The organism is Clostridium aciditolerans (assembly GCF_016316925.1).
GTDB classification, from domain to species: Bacteria; Bacillota; Clostridia; order Clostridiales; family Clostridiaceae; genus Clostridium_AM; species Clostridium_AM aciditolerans.
In genome coordinates, this window is the sequence record NZ_JAEEGB010000005.1 from 320,528 (window position 1) to 344,390 (window position 23,863).

Sequence of the window (23,863 nt, forward strand, 5' to 3'; positions counted from 1 at the left end):
CCGTTTAATACTATTAAATTAACTTATTGTATATATTCATGTCCTTTTTCTTTTCAGCTAGTTCACCTATCATTGGAACTATTCTAGTAAAATGCTCCGAGTTCATATGTCTCTCTAATGCGTCTTTACTTTCCCACTCTTCAATTACAGCTAGTACTCTAGGATCTTTTTCATCTTGATATAGCTCATACTTTATGCATCCTTCTTCTTTCCTTGTTTCTCTTACTAGTTCCTCATATAATTTTATGACTTCTTCTACCTTACCTTCATTAACAAGTTTTTTTGCTACAACTTTTATCATTTTACAAATCCCCCTCTTTTAATTAAAATATTTTGTAATATGTATTAGTTTTGCAAAATATTTTCCTTCCTTCGCTAATGAACTTTTACTATTTAAAAATACCATTAGAGTAATTTTTCAATATTATATAAAGCCTTATCAATATTATCCTCAAATACATTACGTTCATCTTTATCAAAATTTTTTAGTAATAAATCTAAAAATTCATTTTCAATTTGGTCTAACTTTTCTTTTATATATATGGCTTTCGGAGTTAAACTTATGTATACACTTCTCTTATCTTCAAAACAACAACATTTTTTTATTAAACCTTGATTTTCATATTTAGCAATAATATCCGATAGGGATGACTTTGAAATCTCCCACATATTTACTATTTCATTAAACAATAATGATGTCCCATCTTCAGGAAGTATGTAGAATAAGGATATATGATTTCTTAATATTGGTAAACCTTCTTCCTTTATTCTTTTAGACATGTATCTATCAGATATTGAACATATTTTATCTATTTTTCCAATAATACATTTGTGTTTCATTTCCTAACTCCTATTCCTTAATAAACAAATTAATAGTATCACTTATAAAATTTTATGTCAATTTTTTCAATATAATCTTACTCATCTTTTTTCTTTACCTACTGTTCGTTAAAAGTTCTATTAATGAATGTCTTATTTTAAGACATTCATTAATAGCTAAGAATAAACTTCTTCTCTAACTTAAAGGGGTAATAAGAAAGTTTGGCTTTTCTGAGTCCCTCTATGCCTAGATCCTGTTCTCTATTTATTATTTTCACATCACTAAAGCACATATCTATAAAGGTTTTATTAATAAAACTATAAACTCCTCTATAATTCATATCACCTTTTTCTATATGAATGACTGCTAGCTTATCATTAAGCTTTTCTCCTAAACTAAAGGCCACTACTTGGTTATCTACATAGACAGCTATTCCTTTTAAGTTGAATAAATTAATATTTTGAACAATTTCTTTTATAGCTGCAGTTTCATAATAAAGCATCTTATCATTATTATTATTTTCTCTAAACCATTTTTCTGCAGCATTTATTACATCATCAGTAATCTTTCCATCAATAATCTCTTTTACTTCATAATCATAGTTCTTAACAAAAGAATTATAATGATTTTTCTTGCCATGAAGTTTTTTTCCCGAAAGTTTTATTAGCTTATCAGCTTCATATAAATAATCAAAGTTATCCCTATCCTCTTTAATATAAACATTCTGTTCTTCTTTATAAAAACTTCTTATTTTTTCTGCAAAATCTTCTTCTAAATCCTTAAATATATACTTCATATTATTTTCTTTTTGATATTGTGATAAACATTTTAATAATTCTTTTAAATCTTCTTCTTTATACCCTAAAGGTTGCATAAAGTAATAGTTTCCTTCAAAATCTTTTTTCTTTATAATTAGTGACTCCTTATATATTGCATACTGAATATCACAGGCATCTTTCCAGATATATAAAGTAGTAAATGAATATTCACAGCTTAAAAATTTATACGGATTTAAATATTTATTAAACAACTGTTTATCTTCTAATGTAAGCTTTTTAAAATCCATTATATCAACCTTTCTCAATTTATTTTCACACCCTTATACCCAATAACCATCATATAATATATTAGTTTTCTCTCTTTATTCTTTTTAAAACCTTATTTATTCTTGATTGTTTTTTATACAATATTCTGATTTTAAATTACTATTTTTATATTTAATCAATTTAGTTCGTCCGAGTACGAATTAATCATAACTCTTATTTTTCTTATTGTCAATATATTCCCTCTTGATTTTATCCGATATATACCATCACAGTACAAGTAATAATAGCTAATCCTATTTAATATAGACACTTTTTAAAGTAATCATCACAAAAAAAGAGAGAAACACCTTTTATGGCATATTTCTCTCTTTTTGAATTTCTCTTTAAGATTTAAGGCATTTTCCCAAGACACATTGGTTTTAAGGATTCTTTTATTTCTTCTCTATTTTTTCCTATACTAGCTTCAATAGATGCGGTTAACGCCCCTTCTATTAATGCTGTATCAACTATTTCAACCTTATTCTTCATACATTCATCTAAACATTCTATAGCCATTTCCGCATTCATATATGCACTACCTAAATCAAAAAGTATAAGCACTCCATCCTCAGAATAAACTTCATTTATAGCGCCAAGAATCTTGTCTACATCTGTACCTAATCTTCCGTCAGTAGCCCCTCCGGCAGTAGCTATTTTACCTCCTATCGCCATTTGGCTTACTAATTCTTTTATTCCTTCTGCAATCTTACTGCTATGTGATACAATTACTATTCCTACCATATTTTATACCTCAATTCTTTTATATAGATGTATTTACATTTTGCTAACTTCTTCATAAATGGTATTAAATATTAGATAACTTGAAGTAGCCCCTGCATCTTGATGTCCTATACTTCTTTCTCCTAAATAACTTGCCCTTCCCTTTTTTGCAATGATTTTTTTAGTATTTTCAACGCCCTCAAAGGCAGCACTTTTAGCTTTTTCTAAAGCTTCTATTGGACTCAAACGGTCAGCTACGGAGCTCTTCAATGCTTCTAATGCTGGCTCTATAGCATCTATCATAGTCTTATCTCCCAGCTCTCCTTTTCCCCTCATCTTAATTCCTGCCAATGCTTCTTCTAGCATCCTTATAAAATCATTTATATCCACTTTTTCTTTGCCACTTGCTGGAGCTGCAGCTTTCATAAAAGCTGTTCCATATAAAGGGCCTGATGCTCCACCTACATTAGATACTAATGCCATACCAGCTTTCTTTAGAGTATCTCCTATGTTGTTTCCATTATCGTCCTTCAACTTTTCCTTTACAGCTGTAAAGCCTTTACTCATGTTTATTCCATGATCACCATCACCAATAGCGGCATCTAACTCTGTTAAATATGCCTTATTTTCATCCATAACTTCACAAATTTTATTTAATATTTGTATTAACTGCATTCCATTTATGCTCATATCATATCTCTCCTTAAGTTTTCATAGATATATTAGTATTTCTTTAATAATTAATATACCTTCAATGCAGGAGTATCTGCTTTCTCATTCAATAATGTTTTTAACTCATCATCTAATTTCAATATAGTTATCGAACAGCCTGCCATTTCTAATGAAGTCATAAATTCTCCTACAAAAGTTTTATGAATTTTAATTTCTCTTTCACTTAACATTTCACTTACTTTTTTATTAACTATATAAAGTTCCATCAATGGAGTTCCTGATAATCCATTAACCATAACTGCAACTTCAGTCCCTTTTTCCACTGACATATCTTCTAATATTTTACTAACTAAGTGCTCTGTTATTTCGTCTGCTGTCTTTATAGCTTCTCTATGAGTTCCTGGTTCACCATGTATTCCCATGCCTATCTCTACTTCATTTTCTGATAATATAAAGTTTGCCTTTCCTGCTGCTGGAACTATACATGAGCTTAATGCCATTCCCATACTACGCACATTCTCTACTACCTTTTCAGCAATTCTCTTTACCTCTGTTAAATTTGCACCCTGTTCTGCTTTTGCTCCAGCTATTTTGTGTACAAAAACCGTTCCTGCAATTCCACGTCTTCCAGCTGTATATGTGCTATTCTCAACAGCTACATCATCATTTACTACTACGCTTTCTACCTTTATGCCATCCATATCAGCCATATCTTTTGCCATATCAAAATTCATTATGTCTCCGCTATAATTCTTTACAATTAAAAGCACTCCCTCTCCACCATCAACTGCTTTAATTGCCTCATAAACTTGATCTGGAGTTGGGGATGTAAATACAGCACCTGCAACTGCAGCGTCTAACATTCCTTTTCCTACATACCCTGCATGTGCTGGTTCATGTCCACTTCCTCCTCCACTTACTAAGGCAACTTTACCTTTTATCGGTGAATCTTTTCTTATTAATATGTTTCCAGCATCACTCTTTTTTAAATATTCTGGGTGAGCTGCTATCATTCCTTTTATCATATCCTCTACTACTAAATTAGGGTTGTTTATCAATTTTTTCATAATATATTCCTCCAAAATTTTATTTTATTATCTATTACTTTGTGCTTATTTAAATTAGCAAAATCTATGCCAAAAGAAAACGTTTTAAGACATTATTTTGTGAAATCAATACACAACCTCTAAATATATAGCTTTACAATATTTATATACTTATAACTAAAATATCAATTAAAATAAGCATAGATAAAATGCATATATTAATTGATATTTTAGTCATTTATTGATACTTATTACCAATATGTTCATTTTAACCAAAGTACAACTTTTTCAATTCCATACAATTTTGCCTTTGCTGCTACAGTTTTATGTGTAATACCTAAAGCTTTTCCTGCAGCATTATAGCTACCATATTTTTTTAGCGCTTTCTCTATAATAATCTTTTCATATTCCGCTAAAGGTAGTATTTCTTCATTCTCCTTTATGCTAGCTAATACGGTACTAGCATTTAAGTGCTCTGCTTCCACTACCTTTTCTTTTTCATCCTTAGCTGTATCTTCTTCCTTTATGTATGATGGCAAATCCTCTACCTCTATGTACTCGTTATCAGTGAGAGCAACAATCCTTTCTATTAGATTCTCTAACTCTCTAACATTTCCCGGCCACTTATAGCCAACAAGTACATCTATAGCATCCTTGCTTATACCTTTTATATTCTCTTCACCTTTCAGCTTTTCAATGAAGTGTTCTACCAATAAAGCTATATCTTCTTTTCTTTCTCTAAGCGGTGGAATAATTATTGGTATTACATTTAACCTATAGTATAGATCTTCTCTAAAGTCTCCTTCTTTAAGCATTTGCTCTAAATCTCTGTGAGTAGCAGCTATAATTCTCACATTGGCTTTTATAGTCTCCTCCCCACCTAACCTTTGTAGTTCCCTATTTTGTATTATTCTTAAAATTTTTGCTTGAACACTTTTGTCCAGTTCTCCTATTTCATCTAAAAAAATGGTGCCATTTTGTGCTAGTTCAAATTTACCTAACTTTCTTTTTATAGCTCCAGTAAAAGCTCCTTTTTCATGTCCAAACAACTCACTTTCCAACAAATTAGCTGGAATTGCAGCACAATTTATTCTTATAAAGGGTCCTGAAGATCTTTTGCTTGAAAAATGAATACCCTCAGCAATTAATTCTTTACCAGTACCGCTTTCACCTCTTATTAAAACTGTAGAATTACTTTGAGCTGCTTTAGTAGCTACTGCTAAAGCATCTAGCACCTTACCGCTTTTGCCTTTAAATTTTTCAAAAGCTCTATGAGGCTTCCTTGTTCTTAAAAGCTGTTCTTCTAAATATTCTGCCTTTGCAGATACTTTGTTTAATTTCTCATAAAGACCTTGAACCTCAGTTATATTCTTTACAACAGAAACTGCACCGCTCATCTCGCCATCAATGATTATTGGACTGATATTTGATACAATAGTAACTCCATTTTTCTTATAACTTATTGCTCCTGTTATAAACCTGCCTGTATCTAGTACTTTTTTTCTAGCCCCCATAGGCGATATATCTTTTACATTCTTATTTATTAAATCTTTTTCCTCTTCATTTAAAATTTTTAAGTAAGCTGGATTTACATAAGTTATTACCCCTTCATTATTTATTACACATATACCATCTTGAACAGATTCCAATATAAGCTGTAGTCTTTCTTTTAGCTCCTTTACTTCCTTAAGCTCTCCTGTTATTTTTTCAAAATTAGAAATATCTTCAAAACTTGCTACCGCTCCTTTAGATTGTCCATCAATTAAAATAGGTGTTCTATTAGTTAATATTAATGAATCTCCTATTAATTGTTTACACATGAGCTCTGCTTTTTTAGTTTTATTTACAATATGCAACCTAGAGTTGGGTATAACATGATAAACCTTTTTACCAATTGCCTCTAAAGCATTTACTCCTAAGATATTTTCTGCCGCTGGATTAAAAACAGTTATTACATCATTCTCATCACTAACCACTATTCCATTAGCCATGCTCTCAAAAACCTGTTCCCAGGTTATAGTGTTAGTATTTATTATGCTATCTATTTGATTTATTTCGTTTCTATCATAAATATCAAAGTCACCTTGAAGAAAATTACATAATTCATTGACTGCCGCTTCCACCATTTCACCATGAGCCTCAACAATTACTTCTTCATTTCTTTTTACTTTTAAAAGCACTAAAGGCATAACACTTGTAGCAGGTATTTTATTTCTATCTTTATATATAATAAATAATTCTACATTATATTTTTTTTGTAGCTCGCTGGCTTTGTGAACTACCATCGCAATAACCCTTGCATGCAATCCTTTTTCATGTTTAATTATCACAGATTGTTTTGCGAACATAATAAACCCTTACCTCCTTCCTTCAACAGTTTTTATGTTAATATTATACATGTTACACCCTACACTATCCAAATATTTAAATTCGATTCTTATAGAAAAAGAGAGAGATACCTTTACAGTATATTTCTCTCTCTTAACCTCTGTATGATTTATTTAATTATATCTACATGCTCTTAATTGTAGAAACATATACCTTACCGTTTTTTATATTTACTATAAACTTTACAGGATAGCTATTAAGATTTTTGAACTTTAGGTCTTTATATCCATAACTTACTGCAGCATCCTGACCTCTTGGAATATATCCAACCTCGCCGCTATGAGTATGCCTTTCTATAATTTGCATGCCAGACTTTAAAGCAGCGTTATATATAGTGCTGCTTAATTGACATATTCCTCCTCCAACACCTTCATTTGATTCTCCATTTACCAAAACCTTAGCTTTTTTATATCCTTTATTGTAATCTCTTTTTCCAACAATTTTATTAAAGGAAAAAGTTTCCCCTGGCTTAAGTACAAATCCATTTATTTTTTGAGACGCAAGCCTTATATTATTAACTCTGTTTTCATCACTATCTAAAATTGTTGTACTAAAGGTAGCTAATACTTTATTTTCGCTATTTTGACTCCTAGGCTGTTCGGGCTTTGGATCCGATTTTGGAGTAGGTTTTGGAGCAGGTTTTGGAACAGGCTTAGGCTCTGGAGCAGGTTTGGATTCTGGAGTAGGCTTAGGTTCTGGCGCAGGTTTAGATTCTGTACCAGCTTTAGGCTCTGGAACCAATTCTGCTTTTGAAGGTGGTGCTTGTTTCTTTTCTTGTGGCTCACTACCTTCCTTCACTTGCTCACTATTACTATTTGGAGTATTAGTACTGCCCTTTGGGGCTGATTTATTTGTTTTGCATCCTATAGAAAAACATATAGTTAAAATTAAAATTGAGAATAACAAAATCAATTTATTTTTTCGCATTTTATCACCTCTAGAAATAATATTTGCTTATGTTTTGAATATAATACACAAAAAAAGAAGCTACTTTTAAAGTAACTTCGACAAACCTCCAGGAAAAGTTATTTATGAATAAATTTACATCTAAAGATATAAACACTGTTACACTGCGCTAATTCTTCAGAAGAAATATTGCTTTTATTAAATATGTCTATAGGAGTACTTGAAACATTATCTCCTTCAACAATAAAAGCTAAATTTATTGGTTCCCCAATAATAATCTCACCTTCTTCCCTTGCTGAAAAGGAAGAGCTTGTATATATTTTAGGTTTTGTTATAACCATACTTCCAGTTCCTGATCCTCCTTTTGTACTATAAGAAAGTGTCCATTTTTCTTCTTCTCTTTTTGAAAAACCATTTTGTGTAGAAAATATAAGCATACCTGATGATTCACTTTTAAAATTTATTTGTGTACCAGATCTTAAAATTTTATTTTTAAATTTTCCGTTTTCATAATAATCAACCCAACATTCAACCCAATTTATATCCTTGTTCTGAAGGTTTACGTCAAAGACAAATTGTTTATCTGCACCAAACCCTCTAATCAGTTGTTGTTCCTTATCTGTAAGATTAGCTTTGACAATTGTTCCATCCTTATGCTCTTTCCTTCCATCCTTATTTTCTTTACTGCAAGAAGGTAGAAATAATATAAATATAGTTATAAACAATAGACTTATAACACTCTTTATATTTTTACGTAAAACAAATTCCATTTTATCACTCCTTACAGCGCTTTTTCAAAACAGAAAAAATCACCCTTTCTAAAGTTTACTACTCCTTTTACCTTATAACCATTCTTCTCATATAGCTTACATGCACGGCTATTTTTGCTAAATGCATCTAAGCGTATTGATTCATATTTATTCTCTTGCCCTAACTTTTCTACATACCTTATAAGAGTAGTTGCAATACCTTGACCTTTATATTTGGGACTAATGCATAGTCTATGAATAACTAAATGCTTACCATTGTTGTATTTCCAATTTATTGATTCATATGCTTTGTCCTGACATTCGTTTAATACAACAAAACCCTTGATAACACACTCATCTATATAGATATAGAGATTTTCACTATTAATGTCATTAGTTATTACTTCTTCCTTTGGATAAATGTCATCCCATTGATATATTCCCCCTGACTCCATATCAATAATAGCATCTTTAATTATATTCATTATTGCCTTCACATCTTCAATTTTTCCTTTTTTAATTTCCATATACAGTATATCCCCCTATACCTTACTTCTTAAATATATATGTCTCTAGGTAAATGTCTCCAGAAAAAATAATTTCTTTCTTAGCCTTCCCTTCATCCATATAGTGCTAATTAATTATAATTTTAACATAAAACTATCAGTGCCGTACTTAAATGTATTTTAAAACTTTTATTGACTCTTACCTTACAGAATAGATTATTATATAACTGTAATCAAATCATATGCTGCACTACAATAATTAAATTATATAATATCAAAAGCCGGTAAGATGATTATCACCCTAACCGGCTTATTTTTATGATTAATACGCAATTATACTATAATTATTTTATATTTTTAAAAATTTTCTTTTGAACCCAATCATTTATAAATATAGCACTAATCAGATATTAATCTCTTTTCTCCTGTAATTTCTTGAATTGGTTTAATGTTTTGGCTAACTTCAAGTATTCCAAGGAATTCACCATTATCATCTCTTACGGCAAAGTATCTTATGAGTATATACAACTCTCCCATCTTAATCCAGAAGTCTTCGTGCTCCTTCTTGCCAGTTCTAAGGTCTTCAGCTACTTGTTCAACTACATGTACACTAGCTGGTGGATGACAGTTTTGAACCTTTCGTCCAATTACAGCCTTTGTTCTAATGAATATTCTTTCTTTGCTATTAGAGAAATATTTGACAACGCCATCCTTATCAACAAAAGTTATATCTACAGGTAGGTGATCAAAAATTGCGCTTATTTCTTTAGCCTTTAGTATTCCAGTATCAAATTTTATATATCCCTCTGAATCTTCGCCAGCAAGCTTCTTTTCCTGTTCTCTAGCTTCCACATCAGCTCTGATAGGTTTCCATTTATCTGCTGGACCAGTTAAACAATAGCCTATACTATCACTATCTGACTCAATTTCATACCATTCATCTTCAGTTAGACTATCAAGGCTGAGGGGAAAAAGAATATTCTCCTCTTTAAAAATCATTTCCTGTATTTTATTTGTAACCTCATCTATTTTAGATATAATGTTTTCCTTACTGCTTGAATCATTCTGAAGCATAGACTTTGTTTCTTTTATACCTGCCCTTATCTCGTCATCTACCCCCCACATAACCTTCGGCGGTGCAGTAACTCCGTACTTTTCCAAGTAAGGGAACAACAAGTTTTCTTTCCTGCTGTAATGCTTATCTAAATCCCACAGCATATTGAAATTTTCAATAAGTTTATATCTATTATCTTTATTATCATTTTCTTCAAAGTATTCTAAATTCTTTTTTACATTTTCATAAATATATTTTCTTACAGCCTCATTTTCCAGCTTAAATGTATGAATAGGATGCCCTGCAGCCTTATCGGGATGGTGTATTTCTTCTATAGAACCTTTAAACACAGCAGCATGGACATCGCATAATCTTTGGATTTCCTCAACGGGCATTCCTTCTTTAATCAAAGCAGCTTCCATCTCTGATATCTCTTTTGTGGATATATTATGAACCAGATCATGAAACCTTTCCTGAACTTCCTCTACATTCTTGCCATTATGAAGCTCACTAATCAATTCTTTTAGGACCTTCTGCCTATACTCTCTGTTATTAATTATATCACTCATCTCATTAATATCCTCCTCTAATTCCAACGCTTCCATTAGTCCTATACATATATTATCTTCTTTCCTTTAACAAAATATTCCTTAATGGTATTCTGTTTTTCTTTTTTAGAAATGCTATTTTCATTCAGCGATGGTGTATTAGAGCTTCGGTTAAACTACAAATCCATGATAAATGCTTACATAAAATTATCTAAGCACCTCATTTAAGTATCTTCGTCTACATATAAAATAAAATATCGTTTGTAATACAGCATAAATTAATACTAATATTATTGATTTTTTTACTAAAATATACATCAAGGAAGAATTGCTAAACATTACAGAAAGATAGTATAACCCTAATCCTCCCCCTAGTATTATAGGAACAAAGAATATAGTTCTTAACTCACTTAATAAAATATTTTGTAGTTCTCTACTTGTCATTCCAATTTTACTTATACTTTCAATTCTCTGTCGTTCTTCTTCTATGTCTGTTAATACCTTATAATAAAGTACTACTCCTGATGATATTAAGAAGATTAATCCTAAAAACATCATTGAAAAGAAGTAAGCTCCATTTTCTTTTAAAGAAGCTTTTAATATTTCTCCTTTGAATATCGGTTTATAATCTTCTATAATTGATTTTTCATTTCCTTTGTTTACCTTTTGCAGATCACTTACTAAGGCATGGAATATCTTTGATTTATCACCTTTTTTTAGATTAATTAAGTGATTCTTTGATATACTACTATCCCCTATTTTATTTTTAATTTTTACATAATCATTGTCATCTATGATAAATGCACTTCCTGTATAATACATGCTATTAACATGATCATCAGTATATGGTGCATTTATATATGTCTTTTTGTCCTTAGTCACTACAAATAAATTATCTTTATTTACAGTGGCATAGAATTTTTCCTTTGATAGTTTAAAATCTTTATCAAATATTTTGCTTCTTTCTTTTACCTTCTTCTCATCCTCAAATGTAAATATTACATCATTATTTTTATGAGAGTTTGCCATCCTTTCTTTGATGACATTTACCTGAACTAATTCTCCAGATTTTACATCTATTTTTGTATTCATATGCTTGTTATAATTACTTTCACTAATTATAGAAGCTTTGTCATCCCAAAATTCTACTTCACCATCTATAACCATATACTCTGGAAGGCGCATATATTCTAAAATTGAGTACTTTTCAAGCTTTCCTCCATTTGCTTTTATTAGATTTTCCACCTCTCCATATGAAATATTATTATAATTGTTTTCTTCTACAAACATAATTTCATAAGGATGAGTTTCATTAATTTGATCCTCAGCTGAACTATATAAGTTATAAGTGAAACCAATAAAAAATATGGCTCCACTAACTAGCAGTGATACTATATATAACACTGTTTTATATGCCGAGAATCTGTGAGAAAGATTTGCTAAAATTAACAGATTATCATTGTATAACTTTGGAAACAACTTTATCATATTTTTAAACAAAACTATAAAATTACCTATTATAAAATAAGGACAAATTATTATGACTACTGCAAAAAAAACAACTATATTATCATTTCCATTAAAGGCTTGTTTGAAAAGAGTTTTAGGTAAAAAGTATAGTGATAACAAAAATATAATTAATGCTAATATACCAAGGGTTAATCTCGATTTGCCTATTTCCTTTTTAGAAACGGACTTTATAACCTCAATAATCGATAGCTTACATATATAAATGTTAGTGAAAATTGTATTAATTATAAAAATTACTAAAAATACACCTGAACTCAATAAAAATGTTTTATAGCTTATTTGATAAATTGATCTTTCTATCATCAATATCTTGCTAACAATCATATAAAATAGTCTTGAGAAAACTAATCCTGTTATAATTCCTGCAAATAATGAAGTTATCACTATTATTATATTTTCAAGTAAAGTCATTTTTCTCAAATCCTTAGTTGTCATTCCTAAAGTTAAATAAACTCCAAATTCCTTCCCTCTATATTTAACAAAAGAAATGTTTGTATATGATATAAAGATTATTGAAAATGCTGCTATACCGATAAATGCCATTTTCATATTTTCAAATATAATACTTTTCCCTATTTCCTTTATTATAATATTATTAAACATTAAACTACCGTACATAAAAAGTATGGCCACAATAAAAGCGTTAACGAAAAAGAATGAAATATATTTCTTTAAATTGTGCTTTAGGTTTTTAAATATTATAGAAGAAAAAGTCATTATTCCTCCCCTCCTATAAAGCTTTGTACTTCTAATATCTTATCAAAGAATTTCTTTCTATCTCCACCTGATGCTATTTCTAATTTAATTCTGCCATCCTTTATGAATATAATTCTCTTACAAAAAGAGGCTGCAAAAGGATCGTGAGTTACCATAAAAACTGTACTGTTCATTTCCTCATTCATCTTTGCTATGGTATTCATAATACTGAATCCAGATTGCCTGTCGGTTCATCTGCATATATTACAGCAGGATTATTAACCAAGGCTCTAGCCGCTGCGGTCCTTTGCTTTTGTCCACCGGATATATGATAAGGATATTTTTCTATTAAGTCGCTTATATTAAAGACTTCCATAAGTTTTCTTACCTTCTTTTCAATTATAGATGGTGCTATCTTATCCAATATAAGTGGCAGTGCTATGTTTTCCTTAATAGTTAAACTATCTAAAAGATTAAAATCCTGAAAAATATACCCTATATTTTTTCTTCTAAATAAAGATAGTTGATCCTTACTCATTTTACTTATATCTTTATTATCAATAATAACTGTTCCTGAAGTACTTTTATCCACTCCTGAAAGAATATTTAAAAGAGTGGTTTTTCCACTTCCGCTTGGTCCCATTATTCCAACAAAATCACCTTTGTTTACACTTAGGCTGATTCCATCTAAAGCAACTAATTCCTTAGCTCCCTTATAAGCATTATATATCTTCGTTAGATTATTTACCTTGAGTATCTCCATTCATTTACCCTCCTTCTTTTCTATGATTTTAGTATAAAAGGCAAATACATTTTAACAAATGCATTTGCCTTACATTACCTTACATTTTTGAAAGGTATATAATTTTAACTTCGGTACCTTTACCTTTTTTTGAGTTTATATGTACCCTATGCCCTAACTTTTCTGAAATAAGTTTTACCATATATAATCCAATGCCAGTTGCATTTTTATATTCTCTTCCGTTATTTCCTGTAAAAAAGGCTTCAAAAACCCTTGGTATATCCTCTAAGTCTATGCCTATACCTTCATCTCTTATACTTAAAGTTATACTATTTTCTTCTGTATTAGAAGTTATGTAAATTTTCTTGTTTTCATGGCTTGCAGAATACTTTATAGCATTAGATAAAATCTGATCCATCATGTAAGAGCACCATTTTTTATCTGTGTAAACTTCTATATCTGCATCTATTTGCACCTTAGGATAAACTCGCCTATATATAAAGTCTCTCTTCTTAGCATTAATTACATCGTTAACTAATTTTATTAAGTTAACCTTCTCTGGTATGTAATCCTTCGAGAAATCCTCAAGCCTTAAAACATTCAAGCACTGCTCAAGATTCATTTTTAATTTATCGTTCTCCTCTTTTATGTCTTGCAAATAGCTAGTATCTTTAATTTCTAAAGGTCTTTTCTGTGAGGCTAAATCAATAACTGTTACTGAAGTCTTCATGTTATGTATGAATTGTGAAAACAAAGTGTCTTTGTCCCTTTGCTCACAGTACATTTCATAAAACTTATTGGTGTATCCATCATGTATATTCTTAATAGTATCAAATATCATTTTTTCTTGTAAATTCATGCTTTTACACTGATAATCAGGGCTTACCTTTGCTTCTTCAAGACTGCTAACAAAATTTTTGTATTTTAACATCTCAATAAAAAGATATATGAATAATACAAATACACTTATAACAATAGGGTATAAAAATTCCTTAGCATCTAGTAAAAGACTATAAAAAATTATTAATATACTAGTATTTATAATATAGGCTATAATTACTCTGCTCTTATTTTTTAATACATCAGTTATCAATTCCATTAAATACATAGCCTACTCCTCTTTTAGTTACAATAATATTCTCAAGCCCTAAATCACTAAGCCTCTTTTTAACCCTGGTTATATTTACTGTTAGAGTGTTATCATCAACAAATGCAGTATCATCCCATAAAGTTTCTAATAATTCCTCTCGAGTAACTATTTTACCACTATTTTTAATAAGTATCTTTAAAATTCTATATTCATTTTTGCTTAGTTCTAATGTTTTCTCTTTATATTTAAGATTCATGTTATCATCAACTAAAATTAAATCCCCTTGTGTTAAGCCAGCTGTTTCACTATATTCATCCACTCTTCTAAGTAATGCATTAATTTTAGCTAGTAATATTCCTACACTAAATGGTTTAGTTATATAATCATCGGCCCCAAGATTCATACCTCTAATTTGCTCTCCTTCCTCACTTCTTGCAGAAAGGATAATAACAGGAATATTGTATTTTTTTCTTATTAACTTAAGAAAATAAAAACCATCAAACTTAGGCAAATTAATGTCTAAAATAATAAGTCTAGGACTTATCTCTCCTACTCTCTCTATAACACAATCATAATTGTCAATGGTAAAAATACTGTAGTCATATGCACTTAAATATTCTGTTATGTATTTTTGCAATTTTATATCATCTTCTATTAATAAAATGTTATTCATAAAAACTCCTCTAGGGATTGTTTCCCAACAATCCCTTGTTTTTAAAATGATTCCAACTTAGCTATCTATTAATATTATTCATAATTTTTCTAACTGTATTATATTCTACGTCTTCTGGTATAAGAGATAGAGTATCATATATTAACTTAAAACAAGCCTTTAAACTCTCCTCACAGTCTTTTATACATATAATAGAATTTATTCTATCAATTAAGTTTTCAGGCTTTATATCTAAATCCTTAACTATATGTTTTGTCCACTTCCAGTCTGGTTCCCATTGTTTATTTAGTGCGTATAAAATTCTTAATACTCTGTGGATATCTGCTATCATCCTCTCAAGCAGTGGTATTTTATCCTCTCTCTTAGCTAACACTCTTCTAACATTTAAGCCTAAGTCTATAGTCCAAGGACTAATAGTATTCATTATAATCTTTTGTTGAAGATCATCTGGATAAGAATATAACTCTTCTTGTAAGCTATCCAATATTCCATTCTTTCTTATAAAAATCGCATTTTTGAATGTTGAAGCTAAAGTGAGCTTATCGTGAGTATAAACTTCACCTGTTAAAATTACCTTTATGTTATCTCTCATAGTATCAATTTTTTGCCAACCTGCTTCAATCCAATATTCTTTATATTTGAATATTATCCATACAGAACCATCCCCTATTGGTGCACCATAAGGATGTATCTCTGTTCCCCCAATTTCTTTAATCCAATTGACCATATCACATTCTGACATTAAATTATCAACTAAAAATTCAATTTCAATATCAGAATCCTCATCTGCAAGGTCTCTTGAAACAGATCCAGTGATAATAATTTCTTTTCCGTATTCCATAAGACATTTACTTGCAATTTCCTCTGCCAATTTAATTCTTGACCTACACTCTTCACTTATTATTTTTTTAGACATGACAATCTCCCCCTATGAAATTAATTGCAGATATCTCTTGATATTCTGCAATTCAAACCTGTAATTAAATTATAAAGTATATTTTTACTCTTTCTTTGGATACCATCCTTTTTGTACTCTTTTCTCTTGTTCAAAAATTTCGTGAATACTCCAAAGGCATGTAAACCCCGTAATACCTAATATAGCTGATAATGTTTGTGTATTTATACTAATAGATAAAAATATAAATACTATACCAACAATTAAGAATACAGGCCAAATCTTTTTACTAAAATAGTACTCTGCTTTAATTACAATAGGATGAAAGATTCCTATTATTAAAAAAGAAATTAACCCTATAGTAACACCCTGAAAATTCAAAATACCACCTCTATCATTTTTTATATCAAATTAATTATATAACAAATATTTCCTTCTTTCAGCTTTAAATTGCTCAAGTCCTGATTTATATTCTGCTTCAATTTGCTGAGGAGTATAGCCCATTTCTAAGTATTGTCCAATTTTATCAGTACCCATTATCTTATCAAACATATTGATTGTATCTGTACTTTTAGGAACTTGAAAATTGTTTAAGGAGTGAGCATAAGCTAATACATATATTCCTGTTCTTGCAGGATTGAATGTATGATAATCTGTAATTTCAAGCTTTACTCCACCGAAGCCATTTCGTGAAGCTGCTTTGAATTTAACTCCAGGTAAATTAGCTGTATTTAAAAATTGTGTAAACTTTTCAGAATTAATACCTTTTCCTCCAACCCATGTAAAATAGTCATCCTGGTATACTGTAGTTCCCTCGCCAAGTCCAGTAGCTGAATAACAAAAAACAGATTCTATATTTGGTATATAGGGAGAACTTTGCACCCAACTTAATCCAGTATCTTGAAATATCATACTTCTATTATATCCTTCCATAGGTACCACCGTAAGCTTGGCCATTATGTTTCTATTAAAGAATTGCGCCAATTCCCCTGCAGTCATACCATGAGTCATTGGCATATTATCTACCCCTACAAAACTTTTAAATTTATCTTCTAACACTGGACCATCTAAAATTTCTCCTCCCAATGGATTAGGTCTATCTAAGACAATAATTTCTTTATTATACTTAACTGCTGCTTTCATACAATAATTTAATGTAGACATAAAAGTATAAGAACGTGCTCCTATATCCTGTATATCAAACACTAAAACATCTACCTTAGATAGCATTTCTTCTGTAGGCATCCTTGTATCTCCATAAAGACTATATACGGGAATTCTTAATCTTTCATCAATATAGGAGTTCACATAATCTCCAGCCTTAGCTTTTCCATCAATTCCATGCTCTGGTGCAAAGAGAGCTGTAAGCTTAGCTTCGCCGTAATTAGCTAATATATCAATAGTACTTGTCCCCCTACTGTTTACTCCTGTTTGATTGGTAACAAGTCCAATGTTTTTACCTTTTATTAAATTACTGTATTTACTTATTAATAAATCATCTCCAAGTTTAAAATTACTTTCCACTTTATCAATTAATAAATTTTCTACAGCTTCATTTGGCACAACTGCCTCTCCTCCTAATACCCTAAACTCACTTCCTGAAGAAATTTTAGAATAAAATTGAGTTTTTGTAATTGAGGACTTGCCATTTGTAAGTATCAAAGGTGAGTTTGTTTTTGCCGCCGCTGCTGAACCAGATAATGCGTCTGCAAAACCTTCCCCTGAACTTACATAGATACTGCTAAAGTTTATATCACTAGAAAATTCATCAATTATCTTTTGATTGGTTTCATATCTATCCATGCCACCTAATCTCTTGTAATCAGTAATGTAATCAGTAGTACTATTGCTTATTACGCCAACGCCACCAACAATATAACACTTTTGGGTGCTATTTTGTATATATTGCTTTGCACCTTGAGGTAAATCATTTTTACTAGTTAATAATATAGGTATTCCCTTAACAGCAGCTATAGGTGCTATTGATAATGCATCTGCAAAGTTCTCACCTGATGCCAGAACTATCCCTTTATCATTTCCTATAATTTGTGCAACCTTTAAGCTGGTATCATACCTATCATTGCCAGCTATTCTCTCATGTCCTATTTTCATGATATCTAACTGTTTTTCTATATTCGCTGATACAACTCCAGTGCCACCTATTATAAATACCTGCTTCACATTTAATCTAGTTAACTGTTTTTCTATATCTCCACTTAAAATCTTTCCATTTGTCAATATAACTGGTGCATTATATTTTTTTGCTAAAGGTGCAGCACAAAGAGCATCTGCAAAGCCTTCTCCTGAAGCTAAAATTACATAGTCAGATTTATCCCAGTTATTTTCACATATACTGATGCTGGTATCATATCTGTCAATACCTCCAAATCTGTTTTGAACCATTGCAGCGGATACCTTAACTGACATGCAAAATAAAGTACTTGCTAAAAAACTTGCAAAAAATAAATATTTCCTTTTTAACATCCTATACTCTCACTTTCATAAAATTATGTACCTTGAAAAAACTTCTTCAAGATAGCTTTTCAATAAAAATATTCCCCCGTGTATTTTATTATTTTGTTAATTTAGTTATTTATAGGTGAAATTTTCATAGCTATTTTAATTATAAATAATTTTACAACTTTTTACTATAGATATAGGACTTTATTGCTCAATTTACACGGAGGAATATGTTTCCAAAGTCGAAGGTCGATTTAAAAACTTTTTATCAATCTTACTTAATGAATTGTTTTATGAAATTTGCACCCACTGTTCCATTAGATCTTCAATTTCTAAATTAATATCTTCCTTTAAGATATGAAGTTCATTAAGCCTAGAATATTCATTACAACTTCCCATTTCTTTTTCAATTAGATTGATTTTGCTTTCCAGTTCCTGAATTCTCTTTTCAATAACAGCAGCTTTTTTTTCATTAGTTGTTTCCTTGTTCTTTATTTTTTTATTATATATTTTCCTATCTTCATTCTTTTTTACAGTTAACTTTTCATTTTTAGGCTCTGTATTACTTTTTAACTTGTAGTATTCATAGTTACCTTCATAGGAAGTCAACACCCCATCCTTAAGTTCAACTATTCTACTGCAGATTGCATTTATAAAATACCTATCATGAGAAACAAATAAAATGCTTCCTTTAAATTCTTTTAATGTATCTTCAAGAACTTCTCTAGATACAATATCTAAATGATTTGTTGGCTCATCTAAAATAAGAGTATTAACTTTTCTAAACATGAGCTTTGAAAGTAACAGACGGCTTCTCTCTCCGCCTGAAAGATTTTTGACTTTTTTAAATACATTTTCACCGAAGAACAAAAACTTTGCAAGGTACTCCCTAGCTTTGCCTTCAGGTAATTCTATATCTTCTCTAAAACATTCTAATATTGAAAATTCTTCATTGCTAAATACCACATTCTGAGGTAGATATCCAATTTCTAGAGAAGTACCAATTTGTACTTTTCCACTATCTAATATATAATCTTCAGACTCCTCTTGAGGATTTAAAACTTTTAGCAGTAATTTTAATAGAGTAGATTTTCCACAACCATTATTTCCTATTAAAGCTAGCTTTTCTCCATATCTAAAATGAAGATTAGCATCTTTTAGAATAATTTTGCTTTTAAAACTTTTAATTCCATCCTCTAACTTAATTACGTCTTTGCCTGAACGCTGACCTGTATTGATATTTAAATTCATGCTTCGATTTTCAAGCTTAGGTTTATCTACTCTTTCTATTTTTTCTAACCTCTTTCTAATGTTTTCAGCTCTTTTAAAGAACTTTTCATTATCCCCTTTCATTCCCCAATCTCTTAAGTCTTTAATAGACTTCTCCATAGCATTAATTCTTTTCTGCTGAACATTATATTCTGCAAGTTGAAGTTCAATATCTTTTTCTTTTTGTTCTAAATATTGAGAGTAACCTCCTAAATAGGTTTTACTTTTCATATTTTCAACTTCAATTATTTTAGTTACTACTCTATCTAAAAAATACCTGTCATGAGATACTATAAGCACAGCACCTTTATAGTTTTTTAGAAAATCTTCCAGCCATTCTATTGACTTTAAATCAAGATGATTAGATGGCTCATCCAGAAGCAGAATATCAGACTTTTGAAGCAGCACCTTAGCAAGAAGTACAGTGGTTTTTTCACCTCCGCTTAACGTGCTGAAGTTTCTTTGTTTAAAGTCTTCAGTTATATTAAGCCCAATGCAAATCTTGCTTAATCTTTCATCTGTTTCATATCCTCCTATCTGTTCATAACTTTGTTGAAGGTCATTATAATTTTTAAGAATTTTATCCAATTCATCTTCTTTGATATTTTCCATTATATCTTCTAGCTTTTTCATGTTTTTTAGAATCTCATTTTCAGTATTGAATGCTAGATTTAACACATCAATAACCTTAAAATCTTCATTATAGCTTGGCAGCTGGTCTACATATCCTAGTTTAGAATCTTTTTTTATAATAATATTACCGCTGTACTCTGCTTCGAGCCCCATAATAAGCTTTAATATTGTACTTTTCCCACAACCATTCTTGCCAACTATACCAACCTTTTCACCTTCATGGACTTCAAAACTCATATTATCAATAATTTGAGTTCCTCCGTAGTATTTTTTAATATTATTTAGAGCTAATGCTATCATAATTTTCATCTCCCTTAATTGTTTCATTTATATTTTTAAGCTTAAATATTATAGAAATATTTAATGCTATTTTTCATTATTATCACTCCTATTGAAATATTTTTACAAAAAAACAAATAAGCCACATAAATCATCAACTTTGATTTACTGGCTTATAGGAGCGTACATCCAAAAAACTTTAATTTTATCACCATATTGTCTGGCAAAAAACTAAAGTTTATTTTATTAATAAGAAAAGCTCTATAGTATAAAACCATAGAGCTATAATCCGTGCTAAAATATAAGAGATCCTAGCATTTAATTAAGCATGATTTTATACATACAGTTTTTCTAAAAAAGGACGCACTTCTCCCGTAAAAAAGCACATTTCCGTTTTTTGCAAATGAACTACTGTACATCATGCATTTCATACTAGACCCTCCTTAAGTAAATTTAAACCTATATATTATTATAATCAATTTAGTAATATATTACCACCCTTTTTTGAACTCTTTTCTCTTGCTCAAATTTTTTTGTGAATACTGAAAAGGCATAAAGACTCTGTAATACTTAATATTTTATATAGCACACCAAGCAAAATTCCTACACTATAAGCTTAATTTATTGAAATATAAACATGTATTTCCTGGTTATTCATATCATCTGAAATATTTTGATACTCCTCAAAATCGCTAGTATATTTTCTATCCAAGTCCATTTTCCAAAGCTTCGACCAAAATTCACCTACTGCATTTTTGACATGTCCATTAACGATAAATTTTGCATATTTCCCAGCCTCGATTACCTTTTTTTCAAGAGATGCTACAATCTCCCCAGCTTCATCTACTTCGCAACAAGCATAGAATTTATAAGGCTTAGTAAAATCTCCTTCATAATCAGTATATAGACCTATTGTTTTATAATTTGTTTTATAATTTGTCTTATTTTTAATCTTTGAATAAACACCGCTGCCTAAAAAGTCTTTCCACAACAAGCCAATATCTATAACCGCTTGATTGTTATTATTTGTAGTTTTTTTCATTAGGCCAACTACTACCTTTTTCTCCAAGCCTACTATTTCATAATTCATCACAATCACCTCATGTTTTTTCTTTAATTATACATAAGGCTATATGACATCAGTATGTCATATTTGCTATCTTATACAACTAAAGTAGAAAAAATCTTCATCTTCTATAATACTTTCTTTAAAATCATATTTTTTTACGAGTTTATCTAAAATATCATCACTTGGAATTGCTTCTCTTCCTAAATTAAATCCTATTTTTTTATGATGCTCTTTTAATCCTTCACGAGTTCGTGCATGTACTATTGCAAAAATTCCTCCACTTTTTAAATGCTTCTTTGCATTAGAAAATACTATATCTAAATTTTTAAAATGGGGAATACTGTTAAATATTATAATATAATCAAATTCTTCTCCTAATTCCACTTCTTTATCAAAATCAGTACATATAGTTTTTGCTTCAGGGTATAAAGTTTTTAGTCCCTCTAGCATTTTTTCCGATATATCTAAAGCAATATAATTGCTTAGTTGTTTGTATTTTAAAGCTGTATACAATATACCTACTCCTGACGCCACGTCCAGTACTGAGTCTCCTTTTGATATTCCTAATGCATTTACAGTCTTGTTTATAATATTATCCTTTTCATTAGATATTTCTTTCCATCTCTCATAAGTGTTATTAAAATATTCTTTTTGATTTTTAATATTCATGTGATATTCTCTCCTTGTTTTTACAAAAATATATAGAATTGCAACCCTATTTTAAATGCTGCTTATTAAATATATTATACGGCGTCTATGCCTATATTCCCAAGTTTTTTAAATGATTCTTTCTTTGTTATAATGGTATAGGAATTTATAACTACTCAAGGAGTGATACTATGAAACGTGGACATATAGGTTTATTATGTGCAGGACATTTGGTAACAGACATAAACCAAGGTGCACTTCCTGCTATGCTTCCATTCTTGATAAGTGGACGACATCTTAGTTATGCAGCTGCTGCTAGCTTGATATTTGCAGCAAATTTCAGTTCATCAATTGTACAACCATTGTTTGGTTATTTTGCAGATAAAATTTCAACTCCCTGGATAATGCCTCTTGGAATGCTTTTAGCAGGCCTAGGACTGGCTGCTGCTGGCTATGCCTCAAATTATTGGCTTATTTTCACCGCAGTTGCTATTAGCGGTATAGGTATAGCCGCATTTCACCCCAGAGGTGCTCAATTAGCTAACAACGTATCTGGAGAAAAAAAGGCAACTGGTGTTAGCATATTTACTGCAGGTGGAAACGTGGGCTTTGCATTAGGTCCAATACTTACTACACCCCTTTTATTAATCTTTGGTTTAAAAGGAAGCATATTTTTAATTGTTCCAGTGCTAATTATAAGTATTATTTTCATGATTCAGATTCCATCTTTATTACAGAAGGAAAAAGAAGAATCTTCTAAAATAACAAAAAGAACTGTAACCTCTGAGGAAGTTAAAGATGAATGGAATTGTTTTTTAAAGCTTTTAGGACCAATCACCTGTCGTTCTATAACCTTCTTTGGTCTAAATACTTTTCTTCCATTATATTTTATACATGTTTTGAATCAATCTAAAACAACGGGAAGTACAGCATTAACTATTTTACTTGTTATGGGAGCTATAGGTACTCTTATTGCTGGTCGTTTAGCAGACCATTACGGTCAAAGGAATGTTGTAAGAGTAGGCTTTGGAATTTTGATACCATTATTAATTATATTCGTTAACGTTCATACTGTTTTGACATCTATGATACTTTTGATACCAATAGGATTAACGCTTTTTGCACCTTTTAGTCCTATGGTAGTATTAGGGCAAAAGTACTTGCCTAATCATATGGGATTGGCTTCTGGAGTTACCTTAGGTCTAGCTGTAAGTATAGGAGGGGTAGCAGCTCCATTTCTGGGATGGATTTCAGATAATTATGGAATTAGACAGGCATTAACATGCTTAACAATTTTACCTGTAATAGCAACTATAATTGCCTTTATTTTACCAAAGCCAAAAATAGATTTACTAAAAGTAAAACAAGTTCAAGCTGAAGCATAG

General features: G+C 30.3%; 21 protein-coding genes and 1 pseudogene. 1 reads left to right on the forward strand and 21 read right to left on the reverse strand.

Going from position 1 to position 23,863, the window contains the following annotated elements; translation table 11 throughout:
• Window positions 1–13: 13 nt before the first annotated feature.
• The 21 genes and pseudogenes from I6U51_RS05200 to I6U51_RS05300 all read right to left on the reverse strand — a co-directional run bounded on the left by I6U51_RS05200 (window position 14) and on the right by I6U51_RS05300 (window position 22,499).
• Window positions 14–301, reverse strand: a complete 288-nt coding sequence (locus tag I6U51_RS05200; RefSeq protein WP_178908195.1) for a putative quinol monooxygenase — start codon at window positions 299–301, stop codon at window positions 14–16.
• 104 nt (window positions 302–405) lie between these two features.
• A complete protein-coding gene (locus I6U51_RS05205; RefSeq protein WP_211141566.1) occupies window positions 406–840 on the reverse strand; it encodes a MarR family winged helix-turn-helix transcriptional regulator in 435 nt (144 codons plus the stop codon).
• Window positions 841–989: 149 nt separating this feature from the next.
• Entirely contained in the window at window positions 990–1,889 is a 900-nt protein-coding gene (locus I6U51_RS05210; protein ID WP_211141727.1) for a phosphatidylglycerol lysyltransferase domain-containing protein, read from the reverse strand.
• Between the two features lie 367 nt (window positions 1,890–2,256).
• Window positions 2,257–2,646 carry a dihydroxyacetone kinase phosphoryl donor subunit DhaM gene (dhaM, locus tag I6U51_RS05215; RefSeq protein WP_211141567.1) on the reverse strand — a complete coding sequence of 130 codons (390 nt, stop codon included), beginning with the start codon at window positions 2,644–2,646 and terminating at the stop codon, window positions 2,257–2,259.
• 33 nt (window positions 2,647–2,679) lie between these two features.
• A complete protein-coding gene (dhaL, locus tag I6U51_RS05220) occupies window positions 2,680–3,315 on the reverse strand; it encodes a dihydroxyacetone kinase subunit DhaL (protein WP_211141569.1) in 636 nt (211 codons plus the stop codon).
• Between the two features lie 50 nt (window positions 3,316–3,365).
• A complete protein-coding gene (dhaK, locus tag I6U51_RS05225) occupies window positions 3,366–4,364 on the reverse strand; it encodes a dihydroxyacetone kinase subunit DhaK (protein WP_211141571.1) in 999 nt (332 codons plus the stop codon).
• Between the two features lie 242 nt (window positions 4,365–4,606).
• Complete coding sequence (locus I6U51_RS05230) at window positions 4,607–6,691, reverse strand: sigma 54-interacting transcriptional regulator (RefSeq protein ID WP_211141573.1); 2,085 nt, start codon at window positions 6,689–6,691, stop codon at window positions 4,607–4,609.
• 163 nt (window positions 6,692–6,854) lie between these two features.
• Window positions 6,855–7,658: a VanW family protein gene (locus I6U51_RS05235; RefSeq protein WP_211141575.1), complete on the reverse strand. Its 804-nt coding sequence runs from the start codon at window positions 7,656–7,658 to the stop codon at window positions 6,855–6,857.
• Window positions 7,659–7,756: 98 nt separating this feature from the next.
• Window positions 7,757–8,407: a hypothetical protein gene (locus I6U51_RS05240; RefSeq protein ID WP_211141577.1), complete on the reverse strand. Its 651-nt coding sequence runs from the start codon at window positions 8,405–8,407 to the stop codon at window positions 7,757–7,759.
• Window positions 8,408–8,418: 11 nt separating this feature from the next.
• A complete protein-coding gene (locus tag I6U51_RS05245) occupies window positions 8,419–8,913 on the reverse strand; it encodes a GNAT family N-acetyltransferase (protein WP_211141578.1) in 495 nt (164 codons plus the stop codon).
• A 378-nt stretch (window positions 8,914–9,291) separates the two neighbouring features.
• Complete coding sequence (locus I6U51_RS05250) at window positions 9,292–10,515, reverse strand: DUF438 domain-containing protein (RefSeq protein WP_211141580.1); 1,224 nt, start codon at window positions 10,513–10,515, stop codon at window positions 9,292–9,294.
• Between the two features lie 186 nt (window positions 10,516–10,701).
• A complete protein-coding gene (locus I6U51_RS05255) occupies window positions 10,702–12,741 on the reverse strand; it encodes an FtsX-like permease family protein (RefSeq protein ID WP_211141582.1) in 2,040 nt (679 codons plus the stop codon).
• Window positions 12,741–13,483, reverse strand: a pseudogene (locus I6U51_RS05260) (ABC transporter ATP-binding protein). The gene I6U51_RS05255 and the pseudogene I6U51_RS05260 overlap by 1 nt, the downstream one beginning before the upstream one ends.
• Before the next feature lie 79 nt (window positions 13,484–13,562).
• On the reverse strand, window positions 13,563–14,570 hold the full coding sequence (locus I6U51_RS05265; RefSeq protein ID WP_211141583.1) for a sensor histidine kinase: 1,008 nt from the start codon (window positions 14,568–14,570) through the stop codon (window positions 13,563–13,565).
• The gene (locus I6U51_RS05270) at window positions 14,545–15,225 is read right to left on the reverse strand and encodes a response regulator transcription factor (RefSeq protein ID WP_211141585.1); all 681 of its coding nucleotides are present in this window, start codon (window positions 15,223–15,225) and stop codon (window positions 14,545–14,547) included. The genes I6U51_RS05265 and I6U51_RS05270 overlap by 26 nt, the downstream gene beginning before the upstream one ends.
• A 61-nt stretch (window positions 15,226–15,286) precedes the next feature.
• The gene (locus I6U51_RS05275; protein ID WP_211141586.1) at window positions 15,287–16,141 is read right to left on the reverse strand and encodes a DUF4037 domain-containing protein; all 855 of its coding nucleotides are present in this window, start codon (window positions 16,139–16,141) and stop codon (window positions 15,287–15,289) included.
• An 84-nt stretch (window positions 16,142–16,225) separates the two neighbouring features.
• Window positions 16,226–16,501, reverse strand: a complete 276-nt coding sequence (locus tag I6U51_RS05280) for a DUF4491 family protein (RefSeq protein ID WP_211141588.1) — start codon at window positions 16,499–16,501, stop codon at window positions 16,226–16,228.
• A gap of 30 nt (window positions 16,502–16,531) precedes the next feature.
• A complete protein-coding gene (locus tag I6U51_RS05285; RefSeq protein WP_211141590.1) occupies window positions 16,532–18,604 on the reverse strand; it encodes an exo-beta-N-acetylmuramidase NamZ domain-containing protein in 2,073 nt (690 codons plus the stop codon).
• 267 nt (window positions 18,605–18,871) lie between these two features.
• Entirely contained in the window at window positions 18,872–20,782 is a 1,911-nt protein-coding gene (gene abc-f / locus I6U51_RS05290) for a ribosomal protection-like ABC-F family protein (RefSeq protein WP_211141591.1), read from the reverse strand.
• A 595-nt stretch (window positions 20,783–21,377) separates the two neighbouring features.
• A complete protein-coding gene (locus I6U51_RS05295) occupies window positions 21,378–21,851 on the reverse strand; it encodes a GyrI-like domain-containing protein (protein ID WP_211141593.1) in 474 nt (157 codons plus the stop codon).
• 66 nt (window positions 21,852–21,917) lie between these two features.
• Window positions 21,918–22,499 carry a class I SAM-dependent methyltransferase gene (locus tag I6U51_RS05300; protein ID WP_211141595.1) on the reverse strand — a complete coding sequence of 194 codons (582 nt, stop codon included), beginning with the start codon at window positions 22,497–22,499 and terminating at the stop codon, window positions 21,918–21,920.
• A gap of 170 nt (window positions 22,500–22,669) precedes the next feature.
• Between I6U51_RS05300 and I6U51_RS05305 the strand changes: the two genes are divergently transcribed.
• Window positions 22,670–23,863, forward strand: a complete 1,194-nt coding sequence (locus I6U51_RS05305) for an MFS transporter (protein WP_211141597.1) — start codon at window positions 22,670–22,672, stop codon at window positions 23,861–23,863.

Bases quoted from the DNA above. Each gene is read 5' to 3' on its own strand.
- I6U51_RS05230 (WP_211141573.1), bottom strand. From the start codon at position 6,691: ATGTTCGCAAAACAATCTGTGATAATTAAACATGAAAAAGGATTGCAT.
- I6U51_RS05295 (WP_211141593.1), bottom strand. From the start codon at position 21,851: ATGAATTATGAAATAGTAGGCTTGGAGAAAAAGGTAGTAGTTGGCCTA.
- abc-f (WP_211141591.1), bottom strand. From the start codon at position 20,782: ATGATAGCATTAGCTCTAAATAATATTAAAAAATACTACGGAGGAACT.
- I6U51_RS05240 (WP_211141577.1), bottom strand. From the start codon at position 8,407: ATGGAATTTGTTTTACGTAAAAATATAAAGAGTGTTATAAGTCTATTG.
- I6U51_RS05270 (WP_211141585.1), bottom strand. From the start codon at position 15,225: ATGAATAACATTTTATTAATAGAAGATGATATAAAATTGCAAAAATAC.
- I6U51_RS05265 (WP_211141583.1), bottom strand. From the start codon at position 14,570: ATGTATTTAATGGAATTGATAACTGATGTATTAAAAAATAAGAGCAGA.
- dhaM (WP_211141567.1), bottom strand. From the start codon at position 2,646: ATGGTAGGAATAGTAATTGTATCACATAGCAGTAAGATTGCAGAAGGA.
- I6U51_RS05235 (WP_211141575.1), bottom strand. From the start codon at position 7,658: ATGCGAAAAAATAAATTGATTTTGTTATTCTCAATTTTAATTTTAACT.
- I6U51_RS05255 (WP_211141582.1), bottom strand. From the start codon at position 12,741: ATGACTTTTTCTTCTATAATATTTAAAAACCTAAAGCACAATTTAAAG.
- dhaL (WP_211141569.1), bottom strand. From the start codon at position 3,315: ATGAGCATAAATGGAATGCAGTTAATACAAATATTAAATAAAATTTGT.
- I6U51_RS05245 (WP_211141578.1), bottom strand. From the start codon at position 8,913: ATGGAAATTAAAAAAGGAAAAATTGAAGATGTGAAGGCAATAATGAAT.
- I6U51_RS05205 (WP_211141566.1), bottom strand. From the start codon at position 840: ATGAAACACAAATGTATTATTGGAAAAATAGATAAAATATGTTCAATA.
- I6U51_RS05200 (WP_178908195.1), bottom strand. From the start codon at position 301: ATGATAAAAGTTGTAGCAAAAAAACTTGTTAATGAAGGTAAGGTAGAA.
- I6U51_RS05275 (WP_211141586.1), bottom strand. From the start codon at position 16,141: ATGTCTAAAAAAATAATAAGTGAAGAGTGTAGGTCAAGAATTAAATTG.
- I6U51_RS05250 (WP_211141580.1), bottom strand. From the start codon at position 10,515: ATGAGTGATATAATTAATAACAGAGAGTATAGGCAGAAGGTCCTAAAA.
- dhaK (WP_211141571.1), bottom strand. From the start codon at position 4,364: ATGAAAAAATTGATAAACAACCCTAATTTAGTAGTAGAGGATATGATA.
- I6U51_RS05300 (WP_211141595.1), bottom strand. From the start codon at position 22,499: ATGAATATTAAAAATCAAAAAGAATATTTTAATAACACTTATGAGAGA.
- I6U51_RS05305 (WP_211141597.1), top strand. From the start codon at position 22,670: ATGAAACGTGGACATATAGGTTTATTATGTGCAGGACATTTGGTAACA.
- I6U51_RS05285 (WP_211141590.1), bottom strand. From the start codon at position 18,604: ATGTTAAAAAGGAAATATTTATTTTTTGCAAGTTTTTTAGCAAGTACT.